Here is a 12,621-nt window from a genome sequence, read left to right as displayed (position 1 = left end):
GACTCGTGCCATACCATGAGTTGCAGCTGGCGGACGGAGCCTAATCGCCCGCCTTCAGCCGATAGCCGATGCCCGTCTCGGTCAGCACATATTGCGGACGCTCCGGGTCCGCCTCGATCTTCTGACGAAGCTGGCGGACATAGACGCGCAGATATTGCGCGTCGGTGAGCTCGTCCCAGAGCTCTTTCAGCAGAAAGCGATGGGTCAGCACCTTGCCGGCGTGCTGCACCAGAACGCGCAGCAGGTCGTATTCCTTCGGCGACAGTTTGACGTCGCGCTCGCCAAGCTTGACGATGCGGCGAACGAGATCGACGGAGAGATCGCCGGAGCGGAAGATCGGGCGCTCGCCCTGCACCTGAAGCTGGTGGCGCAAGGCCGCGCGGAGCCGCGCCAAAAGCTCGTCCATGCCGAACGGCTTTGTCAGATAATCATCGGCACCGAGATCGAGCGCCTGCACCTTGCCCGCCTCGTCGCCGCGGCTCGACAACACCACGATCGGCACGGCTTCATTGCGGGCGCGGATGGTGCGCAGCAGCTCGTGACCCTGAATGTCGGGCAGGCCGAGATCGAGAATGATCAGCGCGGGATCCTCGGCAAGCTTCTCCAGCGCGATCTTGCCGTTCGACGCCTCCAGTATCTCGTAGCCCTGCGTCGAAAGCCCCATCCGCAGCAATTTGCGGATCGGCGGCTCATCGTCGATCACCAGAACCTTGATCGGAGCAGCACTCATGCGGCGGTATCCAATGCGTGGGTCTGTGCCGGAACGGGCAGACGGATGGTGAGGACCGCGCCGCTCCGGTCACTGCGGTTGGCAGCCGCGACCGTGCCGCCCATCGCCTCGACAAAGCCGCGCGAGATGGCAAGCCCGAGCCCGGTGCCGGGACGGACATGGTCGCCCTTCTGCACACGATAGAACTTGTCGAACACGCTCTCGAGCTCGTCGGGCGGGATGCCGGCGCCCTCGTCGGCGATATCCAGCAGCACCTGATCACGCTCGCGCCGGCTCTTGATCGCCACCGTGGTCTCGGGTGGCGAATATTTGGCGGCATTGTCGAGCAGGTTGAACAGCACCTGCTCGAACAGCACGGCGTCGAGCTCGAGCATCGGCAGATCGGCGGCCAGAACCAGCTCGACCTTGTGCGCGCCCAGGATCTTTGATGCCCGCCGCAGCGCGCTGCCGACGATCTCGCCGAGATCGTGCAGCGCCGTATTGGGCACGATGGCGCCGGATTCGAGCTTGGTCATGTCGAGCAGATTGGCGATGAAGCGGTTGAGCCGCTCGGACTCGTCGATCACGGTCGCGAGCAGATCGCGCTTCTCGGTGTCGGACAGCGCGCCGGCGAGATCGCGCATGGTTGACGCCGCGCCCAGCACGGAGGCGAGCGGCGTTTTCAGATCGTGCGAGATCGACGTCAACAGCGCGGAGCGCAGCCGCTCGGACTCGACGGTACGCTTGACCCGGTCCATGTCCTCGACCAGCAGCACGCGCTCGACCGCGAGCGCGCCCTGATCCACCAGCGCGTCCAGCAGCCGGCGCTGGTCCGGCGTCAGCAGCGGTCCGGTGCGATCATTGTCGATGCCGATGACACCGATCGGGCCGCGCCCGGTGCGCATGGGCAGGAACAGCCGCTTGGCGCCCGGCAGCGTATCGGACCCGCGGCCGGCGGAGCGATCATTGCTCCAGGCCCAGTTGGCCGCGGCAAGATCGGCCTGGTCGAGCTGGTCCTCCGGCGGATAGCCGGATTTCACCGTCAGGAGCCCGTCCTCCGGCAGCAGCAGGACCACCCGGACCTTCAGCATCAGCGCGATCTGATAGGCTGACGCCCACAGCACGTCGTCGAGCGTGGCGGTGCCGGCGAGCTTGCGGCTGAAGGCATAGAGCTGCTCGGTGGTCCGGATGCGGCCGATCGCGGTGTCGGCTTGCGTGCGTACGCGCGCGGCGACATTCGACACCAGGATCGCAATCAGCATGAAGAAGAAGAACGCCGCGACGTTGGTCGGATCCGTGATGGTGAAGGTGTAGACCGGCGGCAGGAAGAAGAAATTATAGGCGAGCGACGCTGCGAGGCTCGCGAGCAGCGACGGCCACAAGCCATAGCGCACCGCGACCGCCACCACGGCGGTGAGCAGCACGAGATCCACGTTCTCGATGCCGAAGCGCGGCTGCAGCAGCACCGCCGCGCCGAGGCCGACCAGCACGATGCCGAGCGCCTTCAGGTACGGCAGCGGATCGAACGGTTCGGATCGCGCCGCGGTCTGCACCGCCGTCTTGCGCGCCGCTTCGTCCGGCAACTCGTCGCCGGGGACGACGTGAACGCTGATATTGCCGGCGCGGCGCACCAGATCATGCACGACGGAGCCGCGCGTCATCTCGAACCAGCGCGAGCGCGTCGACTTTCCGATCACGATCTGGGTGACGTTGTTGCCTTGCGCGAAATTGATGACATCGTCGGCGATACGGCGGCCGACGGCGGGAATGGTCAGCGCCTCGCCGCCGAGCGACTCCGCGAGCCGCAGCGTATCGGCCAACCGGTCGCGCTCCTGCTCCGAGAGCTGAAGCGAGCGTCGCGTCTCGATCGAGATCGCGGTGAACGGCGCATGCAGTCGGTCGGCCAGCCGCTTGGTGTAGCGCACGAGGCCGGCCGCACGCGGGTCCTCGCTGACGCAGACGAGGAAGCGCTCGCCCGCGGCCCAGGGACCGGCAATGGCGTTCGCCTGCATGTGAGTGAGCAGCTGCTCGTCGACCCGCTCCGCCGTACGCCGTAGTGCGAGCTCGCGCAGCGCGGTCAGATTGCCCGGCGAGAAATAATGCTCCAGCGCTCGCTCGGCCTGCTTGGGGACGTAGACCTTGCCCTCACGCAGCCGCTGGATCAGATCGTCGGGCGTGAGGTCGATCAGCTCGATCGCATCGGCGCGGTCGAAGATCGAATCCGGCACCGTCTCGCGCACCCGCACATGGGTGATCTGCGCGACGACGTCGTTCAGGCTCTCGATGTGCTGGATGTTGACGGCGGTGTAGACGTCGATGCCGTGGGAGAGCAGCTCCTCGACGTCAAGATAGCGCTTGGGGTGACGGCTGCCGATGGCATTGGTGTGGGCGAGCTCGTCGACCAACGCGATCTTCGGGCGCCGCGCGATGACCGCATCGAGGTCCATCTCCTCGACGATCTGGCCGCGGTAGTCGAGCCGCTTGCGCGGATCACTTCAAGCCCCCGCACCAGCGCCTCGGTCTCGGCGCGGTCATGGGTCTCGACGAAGCCGACCACGACATCGATGCCTGCCTTGAACCTGGCGTGGGCGCTTTGCAGCATCTCGTAGGTCTTGCCGACCCCGGGGGCGGCGCCGACGAAGATCTTCAGCTTGCCGGTCGCACCCTCCTCCCGGCGCGCAGCTTCCAGCAGAGCCTCCGGAGACGGACGTTGTTCGGGATCGCGGCGCTCTCGGACCATCAGGCCAATATAATCATCCGGGCGCCGCGAGCCTAGACCGCTACTTCGCGGCGGCGCGATCGAGCGCGAGGTTCAGTGCCAATACGTTAACGTGCGGTTCGCCAAGCAGGCCGAGCAGACGGCCCTGGGTGTTCGAAACCACGAGCTGCTTGACCGCGTCTTCCGGCATATTCCGCACCTTGGCCACGCGTGGCACCTGGAATTGCGCCGCTTCCGACGAGATGTCCGGGTCGAGGCCGCTGGCCGAGGTCGTGACCAGATCGACCGGCACGGCGGCGTTCGGGTTCTCGGCCTTGAGCTTGTCCACGTCTTCCTTCAGCCGGTCGGCCAGCGCCTTGCTGGTCGGGCCAAGGTTGGAGCCGCCGGAATTGGCGGCGTTGTAGGGCGCCGATACCGTCTTGGTCGAATCATTCGGGTCCGGCGCCAGCGTCGCCGAGGGGCGGCCGTGAAAATATTTGTCGTCCTTGAACTCCTGGCCGATCAGGGCGGAGCCGACCACCTTGCCGTCCTTCTCGATCAGGCTGCCTTGCGCCTGAGCCGGAAAGACCGCGCCGGCAATGCCGGTCATGGCGAGCGGATAGGCCAGGCCGGTGATGGCGGTCAGCACCAGCAGGAGGACGATGGCGGGGCGGATTTCTCTGAGCATATGTATCTCCTAATTTTCTCTCGTCATTGCGAGCGAAGCGAAGCAATCCAGAGTCTTTCCACAGAGGCAGTCTGGAATGGTTCGTCGCTTCGCTCCTCGCACTGACGGCGTTAGGCCAGGTGCAAGGCGACAACGACGAGGTCGATCGCCTTGATGCCGATGAAGGGAATGACGATGCCGCCGAGACCGTAGATCAGCAGGTTGCGGCGAAGCAGCGCGCCGGCACCGACCGCGCGGTAGGCGACGCCTCTCAGTGCCAGCGGGATCAAACCGATGATGACAAGCGCGTTGAAGATGATCGCCGACAGGATGGCGCTCTGCGGGCTCGAGAGGTTCATCACATTGAGCACGTTGAGCTGCGGGTAGAAGGCCAGGAACATCGCCGGGATGATCGCAAAGTATTTTGCGACGTCGTTGGCGATCGAGAAGGTCGTCAGCGCACCGCGCGTCATCAACAGCTGCTTGCCGATTTCGACCACCTCGATCAGCTTGGTCGGGTTGGAATCGAGGTCGACCATGTTGCCGGCCTCGCGCGCGGCCTGCGTGCCGGTGTTCATGGCGACGCCGACGTCGGCCTGCGCGAGCGCCGGCGCGTCATTGGTGCCGTCGCCGCACATCGCGACCAGCTTGCCCTTGGCCTGCTCGTCGCGGATCAGCTTGAGCTTGTCCTCGGGCGTCGCCTGCGCCAGGAAATCGTCGACACCGGCCTCCGCCGCGATCGCGGCCGCCGTCATCGGGTTGTCGCCGGTGATCATGACGGTCCGGATACCCATGCGGCGCAGCTCGGCAAATCGCTCGCGGATAGCGCCCTTGACGATGTCCTTGAGCTGGATGACGCCGAGCAGCCTGCCGTCCCTGGCGACCGCAAGCGGCGTGCCGCCGGCCTTCGAGATTTCGTCCGCGATGGTCTGCACCTCACGACCGATATCCGAGAGCCCGGCGGGCTGAATCGCGCGCGCCGTATTGCCGGAAGCGACGGCCAGCGGCGCCGCCGCCGACATAGTTCAGCATGGCATCGACGGCTCCCTTGCGCACCGACGAGCCGCCGGCATCGACACCGCTCATGCGGGTCTGCGCCGTGAACGGGATGAAAGTTGCACCGAGCTCGGCCATGTCGCGGCCGCGGATGCCGTACTTGTCCTTGGCCAGCACCACGATGGACCGGCCTTCCGGCGTTTCGTCGGCGAGCGAGGCGAGTTGGGCAGCGTCCGCCAATTCCTGCTCGCTGACGCCCCGCACCGGATGAAACGCCGTCGCCTGGCGATTGCCGAGGGTGATGGTGCCGGTCTTGTCCAGCAGCAGCGTGTCGACGTCACCGGCGGCCTCGACCGCGCGGCCGGACATCGCCAGCACGTTGAAACGCACCAGGCGGTCCATGCCGGCGATGCCGATCGCCGAGAGCAGCGCACCGATCGTGGTCGGGATCAACGTCACGAACAGCGCGACCAACACGACGATCGAGATCGAGCCGCCGGCGTAAGCCGCGTAGCTCGGAATGGTGACGGTGGCGAACACGAAGATGATGGTGAGGCCGGCGAGCAGGATGTTGAGCGCGATCTCGTTCGGCGTCTTTGCCCGCTCGGCGCCCTCGACCAGCTTGATCATGCGATCGATGAAGGTCGAGCCTTGCGCCGCCGTGATGCGGACGCGGATCCAGTCGGACAGCACTTGCGTGCCGCCGGTCACCGCCGAGCGGTCGCCGCCGGACTCGCGAATGACGGGCGCGGATTCGCCGGTGATGGCAGCTTCGTTGACGGACGCGACGCCCTCGATCACCTCGCCGTCGGAGGGGATGGTGTCGCCCGCCTCGACCAGCACGATATCGCCGACCTTCAGGCTTGTGCCCGGCACGAGGCTGAAGGCCGGGCCGGCGCCGGTCAGGAGCTTGGCCTGGCTTTCGGTGCGGGTCTTGCGCAGCGAATCGGCCTGCGCCTTGCCGCGGCCTTCGGCTACGGCTTCAGCAAAATTGGCGAACAGCACCGTGAACCAGAGCCAGAGGATGATCTGGAAGGTGAAGCCGAGATCCGCACCACCCGTGACGAGGTCGCGCAGAAAAATCACCGTGGTGAGCGCGGCCACGATCTCGACCACGAACATCACGGGGTTCTTGATCATCAGCCGCGGATTGAGCTTGGTGAAGGATGCACGGATCGCGGGCACGACGATCTTGGGATCGAGCATCGCCGAGACGGACGCGCGCTTTTGCAGTTTCATGGTGTCCATGGAGGTCACTCCAAACAATCAGAAGGCTGTCGATTAGAAGACTTGACCGGCGTTCGTCGCGAGATGCTCGACGATCGGGCCGAGTGCGAGGGCCGGGAAGAAGGTGAGGCCGCCGATGATCAGGATCACGCCGACGACGAGGCCGACGAACAATCCGCCGGTGGTCGGGAACGTGCCCGCCGACGGCGGAATGGATTTCTTCGCGGCCAGCGAGCCCGCGATCGCCATCGCCGGGATGATCATGAAGAAACGGCCGACGAACATCGCGCTGGCAAGCGTGAGGTTGTAGAACAAGGTGTTGCCGCTGAGGCCTGCGAAGGCCGAGCCGTTGTTGCCGGTCGCCGAGGTGAAGGCGTAGAGCACCTCGGTGAAGCCATGCGGACCGGCATTCGCCATCGAGGCGACGGCCGCCGGATAGACCACGCCGACTGCGGTCCAGCCGAGATACATCAGCGGCAGCACCAGGATCGCGAGCATGGCCATCTTGACCTCGCGCGCCTCGATCTTCTTGCCGACATATTCCGGCGTGCGGCCGACCATCAGGCCGGCGACGAAGATCGCGAGCACGACGAACAGCAGCATGCCATAGAGGCCGGCGCCGACGCCGCCGATGATGATCTCACCGAGCTGCATGTTGATCAGCGGGATCATGCCGCCAAGCGCGGTGAAGCTGTCGTGCATGGCGTTGACCGCGCCGCAGGACGCGGCGGTGGTGATCACCGCAAACAATGAGGATGCGACGATGCCGAAGCGGACTTCCTTACCCTCCATGTTTCCGCCGGCGAGGCCGAGCGCCTGCAGCGTCGAGGTGCCATTGGCTTCCGCCCAATAGGTGACGGCGACGCCCGCGACGAACAGCACGCCCATCACGGCCAGGATCGCCCAGCCCTGACGCTGATTGCCGACCATGCGGCCGAACACGTTGGTCAGCGCCGCGCCCAGCGCGAGGATCGACAGCATCTGCACGAAGTTCGACAGCGCGGTCGGATTCTCGAACGGGTGCGCGGCGTTGGCATTGAAGAAGCCGCCGCCATTGGTGCCCAGCATCTTGATCGCGACCTGAGAGGCCACCGGGCCGACGGCGATGGTCTGCTTGGCGCCTTCTAGCGTGGTGGCCTCGACATAGTCGCCCAGCGTCTGCGGCATGCCCTGTGAGACCAGGAACAGCGTGTAGACCACGCAGATCGGCAGCAGCACGTAAAGCGTGGTGCGGGTGACGTCGACCCAGAAATTGCCGACGGTGCGCACCGACGCGCGCGAGAAGCCGCGGATCAGGGCGACCGCGAGCGCAATCCCGGTGGCCGCCGACAGAAAATTCTGGTGCGTCAGGCCCAGCATCTGCGCTAGATAGGAGAGCGTGCTCTCGCCGCCGTAGTTCTGCCAGTTGGTGTTGGTGATGAAGGAGATCGCCGTATTGAAGGAGAGGTCCTCGGCGACCGCACCCTGCCCCGCCGGATTGAAGGGCAGCACGGCCTGCAGGCGCATCACGCCGTAGATCATGAGGAAGCCGCCGACATGGAACAGCAGCATCGCGACCGTGTAGGTCAGCCAATGCTGCTCGCGCTTCTCGTCGACGCCTGAGATCCAGTAGATGCCGGCCTCGATCGGACGCAGCACCGGCGAGAGCAACGTCCGCTCGCCGTTGAACACCCGCGTCATGTACCAGCCAAGCGGCTTTGTGAGCGCGATGATGACAATGCAGAAAAGAATGATCTGGAACCAACCGATCACAGTCATGGCATCAACCCTTCAGGCCTGGTGTCCGCCGCAGCAGCGGCAGGAGCACCACAAGCAGGCAGCCGGCGAGCGCAACGTCGGCCAGCAGCAATTCGACAAGCAGCAGCACGGCTCAGAACCGTTCCGGCCGCAGCAGCGCGTAGGTGAGGTACATCAGGAGGCCGAACGAGACGGCACCGGCAAGCGCATAATCGAAGATCATGGTTCGCTCCGTCACAGCCGTTCGCAGGCGTAGGTGTAGCCGATCGCAAGGGCAAAGAAGCCGAAGCCGAGCGCCAGCGTCAGAATGTCCATCATGGGATTGCTCCTCGTTGCATCCCTCTCTCGGGAGCAACACTTTCTGGGGGTCCCGGCGGAGCTCGTGGAGAGAAGCGCAACGCATTTCCACGGCCCCAAGCGGGACTTTTTGACCGTGCTGAAGTGCCACCGCAGCCATAGGTTTTCGAGACGTGGGCTATGGCGAAGTTATAGGAATCTCATAAAGGGCGGGCGCCGGTGGCGCGGCCGGGCAACGCCCGCTAGGCGATTCAGCCCGTCGTCCCGGCGAAGGCCGGGACCCATACCGCGGAATCTATCGATTGTTGTCGGTCGTATTACCGAACTGCGATCCTCCGCCAAACCACATCCTGTGGTTATGGGTCCCGCCTTCGCCGGGACGACAACGGAGGAGGAAGTGGCGCATCCCTCAGCTCCACACTTATGAAATCCTTATATCTCGCCTCCCCTTCCCATCTCGTTTTCCAATGCCCTTCCCGCCATCCTGAAGCGGCCGACTGACTGACGCCAATTCCAGGAGGCCCGAGATGACCGTCGCTTTGCGAAACTACGATTTGCCCTCGCTCGGCGACCGCCTGCGCAATGCGCAGGGCTTAACGCGGCCGTTGATGCTCGAGATCATCGACAGGTCCTGCCGCCGCTTTCCCTCGCTCGGACAGACCGAGCGCACCGCCCGCCTCATGCGCCTGATCGACGCGGAGGCCTGGGCCGACGCGGCGCTGGCGTTGATGGAGCTCGAACTGCCGCTGTGGCACGTCCGCCGGATCGCCTATGACGAAGGTGAATGGCATTGCGCGCTCTCGCGTGAACGCGAGCTGCCGGATTGGCTGGACGCAGCTGTCGAGGGATGCCACGGCGACCTCGCGCTCGCACTGCTGTCGGCTTTGGTCGAAGTTCAGGCATTGGCCGTAGAGATATCGCGACCAAGCGTCCCCAACGTGCGTCCCGCCCCGGATCCGCTCTATGAACCGGCGGCTTGCGAGAACTTCAGCTGATCGAGCACGAGGCCCTATGGCGTTCCTATACGACAATGCTGCCGTCCGTCTCGCATTCCTATGCTGCGATGCTCATCATGAGAAGCGGATTGGGGCGGCTGTCTCTTCGCCCCCGGGACAAGGACTTCTGGGATGTCGACGCTGACACATGGCCTTGAACGGCCGTTCAACCGGGCTCAACGCGCGGCGCGGATATCGACGGCACGCAAGGCCCAACTCAAGCGCCTTGCGTTGCGCGCGCTGGCGGTTCTTACGATGGGCAGCGTGCTCACTGCGCTCATCGCGCTGAAGACCGCAATCTATGTCTGGCACCTGAACGTCTGAACAGCAGGGAGGCTCCCATGACCTTGCAGATGTGTGAAGAGGCCGCCATGGCCGCAATTGCCCTTCAGGCCTCCCATCGTCAAGCCGACACGAAGCAGGCGGCTGCACTCAAGCCACTCGATCCGGATGTCGTCAGTGCCGCCATCCCCGTCTTCTTCATCGGGCGCAACAACACCGGCCTCTGGGTCGCGCGCGAAGCGAATGGACGCATCGGCGGCCTGTTCATATTCAAGGGCTCCGCGGTGGATTTCGCCAACCGTCAGAGCGCGCCGGCGCGCTGCGCCTTGGTGTTCCCCGCCGAGCGTTTCGAGCTTGACCTCGAGAACTGCGGCAATCCTCTGATCGTGCTGGTGGTGCGCTTGCTGAGGAACTGGCATGCCGCTCTTTAGGGGACATCTCGAACACGCGGTCACCACGACCATCCTGACCATGACGCTGAGCCTGGTCTGGGGTGCGGTGTTGACGATCGTGATCACGCTCGCGGCCCGCGGGCTCGGTCTAGACTTCACGGGGTCGACCGCGCATTGACCATGGCTGCCTACGAGGCAAGCAATCGGGCGCGAACGGCGGTCGCGCACCCGCCTGCGCCGCCTCTCCTTGCGGAAAACGCGCCGTCGGTCTGGTGCAGTTTCGTGGAACCGTGTAGATCGGTTTCATGAGCACAAGCAGCGTCAATGTCGTCGCCCACCCGCTGGTCCAGCACAAGCTTTCCCTGATGCGGGAGAAGGACCGCTCGACCAAGAGCTTTCGCGAAATCCTGAACGAGATCGGGATGCTGCTCGGCTACGAGGTGACGCGCGACCTGCCGCTGGAGCTGGTCGAGATCGAGACACCGATCTCGCCGATGCAGGCGCCGAAGATCGCCGGCAAGAAGCTCACGCTGGCGCCGATCCTGCGCGCCGGCGTCGGCTTCCTCGACGGCATGCTGGCGCTGATGCCCTCGGCCCGCATCGCCCATATCGGGCTTTACCGCGACCCTGATACATTGCAGGCCGTGGAATATTACTTCAAGGCCCCGCAGGACCTGTCGGACCGCACCGTGATCCTGATGGACCCGATGCTGGCAACTGGCAATTCAGCCTGCGCCGGCGCCTCGCTGTTGAAAGATCGCGGCGCCCGCGACATCCGCTTCGTCTGCCTCCTGGCCGCGCCCGAGGGCATCGCGAAGTTCCAGAGCGAGCATCCGGACGTGCCGGTCTGGACCGCCGCCATCGATGAACGTCTCAACGACCACGGCTACATCGTGCCGGGCCTCGGCGATGCCGGCGACCGGATGTTCGGCACCAAGTAGACAGGTTTGCGCGATCGGGTTACTCCGGTCGCCATGAAAGCCGACGATGTTTCACTGCATTCGCTGATCGGATCGGAGACCGCCGCCGATCCCGCCTTCGTGTTCGACGGTACGCCGGTGTCGCGCGCGGAATTTTCAGGGATGATCGCGCAGACCGCCGCCTGGCTTGCCGCGCAGGGTATCGGCAAGGGCGACGTGGTCGCGGTCTGGCTCGTCAACCGGGTCGAATGGATCGCGCTGCTGTTCGCCGCAGCCCGGCTGGGTGCGGTCGTTGCCGCCATCAACACGCGCTACCGCAGCGCGGAAGTCGCGCACCTCCTGAAACTGTCGGGCGCCAGGCTGCTGATCGTCGAGGCGGCGTTCCGCTCGATCGATTTTGCCGCGATCCTCGCTGATGTCGCCAAGGCTGAGGTGCCCGCGCTGCAAAAGCTCGCAGTGGTCGGCGCGGATGCCCTCCCCGCGCAATGGCCCTGCATTCCTTTCGATGCGTTCGACAAGCCGTACCCGCCCGCCCCGGCGCCGCGAGATGACGTCGACCTGCCGGTGCTGCTCTACACCACATCCGGCACCACCAAAGGGCCCAAGCTCGTCGCGCACTCGCAGCGAACGCTGGCGAGCCACGCCAACTCCGTTGCCGGGGCGCTGCAGCTCTCGCCGGAACGTCACTCGCTGCTGACCATGCTGCCATTCTGCGGCACCTTTGGCATGACGAGCCTGCTAGGCTTCATCGCAGCCGGCGCGACCGCCCATGTGCTCGACGCCTTCGAGGCGGCACCGGCGCTGAAAATCCTCAGCGAGCGCAAGATCACGCACGCCTTCGGCTCCGACGAGATGTTCCGCCGCATCCTTGCGCTGACCGATGAGCCACGTCCGTTCCCGCATCTCGAAGTCTGCGGCTTCGCAGCGTTCCAGCCCGGCTGGCGCGAACTGGCTGCGCAGGCCGAGGCGCGCGGCGTGCCGCTATTCGGCCTCTACGGCTCGAGCGAGGTGCAGGCGTTGTTCTCGATCGCCCGCCCTGGCGACGCCTTCGCCGATCGCATCGAGGGCGGCGGCTGGCCGATGTCCCCCCACGCCAAGGTCCGCGTGCGCGACACCGAGACCGGCGAGCTTGCAGCGCAAGGCGTCTCGGGCGAGATCGAGATCAGCGCGCCGTCGCTCTTCCTTGGCTATTTCAACAACCCCGATGCGACGCGCGATGCGATCACCGCAGACGGCTTCTTCCGCACCGGCGACATCGGCCGGCTTCGCGGCGGCGCCTTCGTCTATGAGACGCGCGCGGGTGACGCGATGCGGCTCGGCGGCTTCCTGGTCGCGCCCGGCGAGGTCGAGGACGAGCTCAAGTCCTGTGCCGGCGTCGCCGATGCCCAGGTCGTCGCGGTCGAGCTGAAGGGCCAGGCGCGCTGCGTCGCCTTTGTCATTCCGGCCGGCACTTCGTCGCCGCAACAGGAGGTGCTGACGGCCCGTCTGCGCGAGCGGCTCGCCGGCTACAAGGTCCCGGCGCGGATCTATGTCGTGGAGGCTTTCCCCGTGACCGACAGCGCCAACGGCGTGAAGATCCAGCGTGCCCGGCTTCGCAGCATGGCGATGGAGCGGATCGCGGCCGAATAGGCCTCCTGTTTCAGAAAGCTCGCGAGGTTCATGCCGCCTCCCCGGGATCATCGGGCCGAACGACAGCCAGCG

Annotated in this window: 10 protein-coding genes and 2 pseudogenes; 6 read left to right on the top strand and 6 right to left on the bottom strand. The window is 65.4% G+C overall.

Annotated features, from left to right (window positions below):
- Nucleotides 1–40: 40 nt before the first annotated feature.
- The 6 genes and pseudogenes from ACTGJ9_RS14370 to ACTGJ9_RS14345 form a co-directional block, all read right to left on the bottom strand.
- The gene (locus ACTGJ9_RS14370) at nucleotides 41–730 is read right to left on the bottom strand and encodes a response regulator (RefSeq protein WP_456677571.1); all 690 of its coding nucleotides are present in this window, start codon (nucleotides 728–730) and stop codon (nucleotides 41–43) included.
- Nucleotides 727–3,449, bottom strand: a pseudogene (locus ACTGJ9_RS14365) (DUF4118 domain-containing protein). Before ACTGJ9_RS14365 ends, ACTGJ9_RS14370 begins: the two are co-directional and overlap by 4 nt.
- Before the next feature lie 40 nt (nucleotides 3,450–3,489).
- Nucleotides 3,490–4,095, bottom strand: coding sequence for a K(+)-transporting ATPase subunit C (locus tag ACTGJ9_RS14360; protein ID WP_456677570.1), 606 nt, complete (start codon nucleotides 4,093–4,095; stop codon nucleotides 3,490–3,492).
- 110 nt (nucleotides 4,096–4,205) lie between these two features.
- Nucleotides 4,206–6,318, bottom strand: a pseudogene (kdpB, locus tag ACTGJ9_RS14355) (potassium-transporting ATPase subunit KdpB).
- Between the two features lie 33 nt (nucleotides 6,319–6,351).
- Nucleotides 6,352–8,055 (bottom strand): potassium-transporting ATPase subunit KdpA, encoded by a 1,704-nt coding sequence (gene kdpA / locus ACTGJ9_RS14350; protein WP_456677569.1) that lies wholly within the window; start codon nucleotides 8,053–8,055, stop codon nucleotides 6,352–6,354.
- A gap of 112 nt (nucleotides 8,056–8,167) precedes the next feature.
- Nucleotides 8,168–8,257, bottom strand: coding sequence for a K(+)-transporting ATPase subunit F (locus tag ACTGJ9_RS14345; RefSeq protein ID WP_091879689.1), 90 nt, complete (start codon nucleotides 8,255–8,257; stop codon nucleotides 8,168–8,170).
- 601 nt (nucleotides 8,258–8,858) lie between these two features.
- Here ACTGJ9_RS14345 and ACTGJ9_RS14340 point away from each other — a divergent pair.
- The 6 genes from ACTGJ9_RS14340 (at nucleotide 8,859) to ACTGJ9_RS14315 (ending at nucleotide 12,549) form a co-directional block, all read left to right on the top strand.
- On the top strand, nucleotides 8,859–9,326 hold the full coding sequence (locus ACTGJ9_RS14340) for a hypothetical protein (RefSeq protein WP_456677568.1): 468 nt from the start codon (nucleotides 8,859–8,861) through the stop codon (nucleotides 9,324–9,326).
- A gap of 132 nt (nucleotides 9,327–9,458) precedes the next feature.
- Complete coding sequence (locus tag ACTGJ9_RS14335) at nucleotides 9,459–9,650, top strand: hypothetical protein (protein ID WP_456677567.1); 192 nt, start codon at nucleotides 9,459–9,461, stop codon at nucleotides 9,648–9,650.
- A gap of 17 nt (nucleotides 9,651–9,667) precedes the next feature.
- On the top strand, nucleotides 9,668–10,039 hold the full coding sequence (locus ACTGJ9_RS14330; protein WP_456677566.1) for a hypothetical protein: 372 nt from the start codon (nucleotides 9,668–9,670) through the stop codon (nucleotides 10,037–10,039).
- Complete coding sequence (locus tag ACTGJ9_RS14325; protein WP_456677565.1) at nucleotides 10,026–10,178, top strand: hypothetical protein; 153 nt, start codon at nucleotides 10,026–10,028, stop codon at nucleotides 10,176–10,178. Before ACTGJ9_RS14330 ends, ACTGJ9_RS14325 begins: the two co-directional genes overlap by 14 nt.
- A gap of 127 nt (nucleotides 10,179–10,305) precedes the next feature.
- Entirely contained in the window at nucleotides 10,306–10,941 is a 636-nt protein-coding gene (gene upp, locus ACTGJ9_RS14320) for a uracil phosphoribosyltransferase (RefSeq protein WP_456677564.1), read from the top strand.
- Between the two features lie 33 nt (nucleotides 10,942–10,974).
- Nucleotides 10,975–12,549, top strand: coding sequence for an AMP-binding protein (locus ACTGJ9_RS14315; RefSeq protein ID WP_456677563.1), 1,575 nt, complete (start codon nucleotides 10,975–10,977; stop codon nucleotides 12,547–12,549).
- Nucleotides 12,550–12,621 lie beyond the last annotated feature (72 nt).

Source organism: Bradyrhizobium sp. RDM12 (assembly GCF_051917485.1).
Taxonomy (GTDB): domain Bacteria; phylum Pseudomonadota; class Alphaproteobacteria; order Rhizobiales; family Xanthobacteraceae; genus Bradyrhizobium.
Note: the sequence above shows the minus strand (reverse complement) of the source record. Positions and strands in the feature narration are given on the sequence as shown.

What these genes read in the sequence shown, in the direction of transcription:
- ACTGJ9_RS14330 (WP_456677566.1), top strand. Translation starts at nt 9,668, where the DNA reads ATGACCTTGCAGATGTGTGAAGAGGCCGCCATGGCCGCAATTGCCCTT.
- upp (WP_456677564.1), top strand. Translation starts at nt 10,306, where the DNA reads ATGAGCACAAGCAGCGTCAATGTCGTCGCCCACCCGCTGGTCCAGCAC.
- ACTGJ9_RS14370 (WP_456677571.1), bottom strand. Translation starts at nt 730, where the DNA reads ATGAGTGCTGCTCCGATCAAGGTTCTGGTGATCGACGATGAGCCGCCG.
- kdpA (WP_456677569.1), bottom strand. Translation starts at nt 8,055, where the DNA reads ATGACTGTGATCGGTTGGTTCCAGATCATTCTTTTCTGCATTGTCATC.
- ACTGJ9_RS14325 (WP_456677565.1), top strand. Translation starts at nt 10,026, where the DNA reads ATGCCGCTCTTTAGGGGACATCTCGAACACGCGGTCACCACGACCATC.
- ACTGJ9_RS14340 (WP_456677568.1), top strand. Translation starts at nt 8,859, where the DNA reads ATGACCGTCGCTTTGCGAAACTACGATTTGCCCTCGCTCGGCGACCGC.
- ACTGJ9_RS14345 (WP_091879689.1), bottom strand. Translation starts at nt 8,257, where the DNA reads ATGATCTTCGATTATGCGCTTGCCGGTGCCGTCTCGTTCGGCCTCCTG.
- ACTGJ9_RS14315 (WP_456677563.1), top strand. Translation starts at nt 10,975, where the DNA reads ATGAAAGCCGACGATGTTTCACTGCATTCGCTGATCGGATCGGAGACC.
- ACTGJ9_RS14335 (WP_456677567.1), top strand. Translation starts at nt 9,459, where the DNA reads ATGTCGACGCTGACACATGGCCTTGAACGGCCGTTCAACCGGGCTCAA.
- ACTGJ9_RS14360 (WP_456677570.1), bottom strand. Translation starts at nt 4,095, where the DNA reads ATGCTCAGAGAAATCCGCCCCGCCATCGTCCTCCTGCTGGTGCTGACC.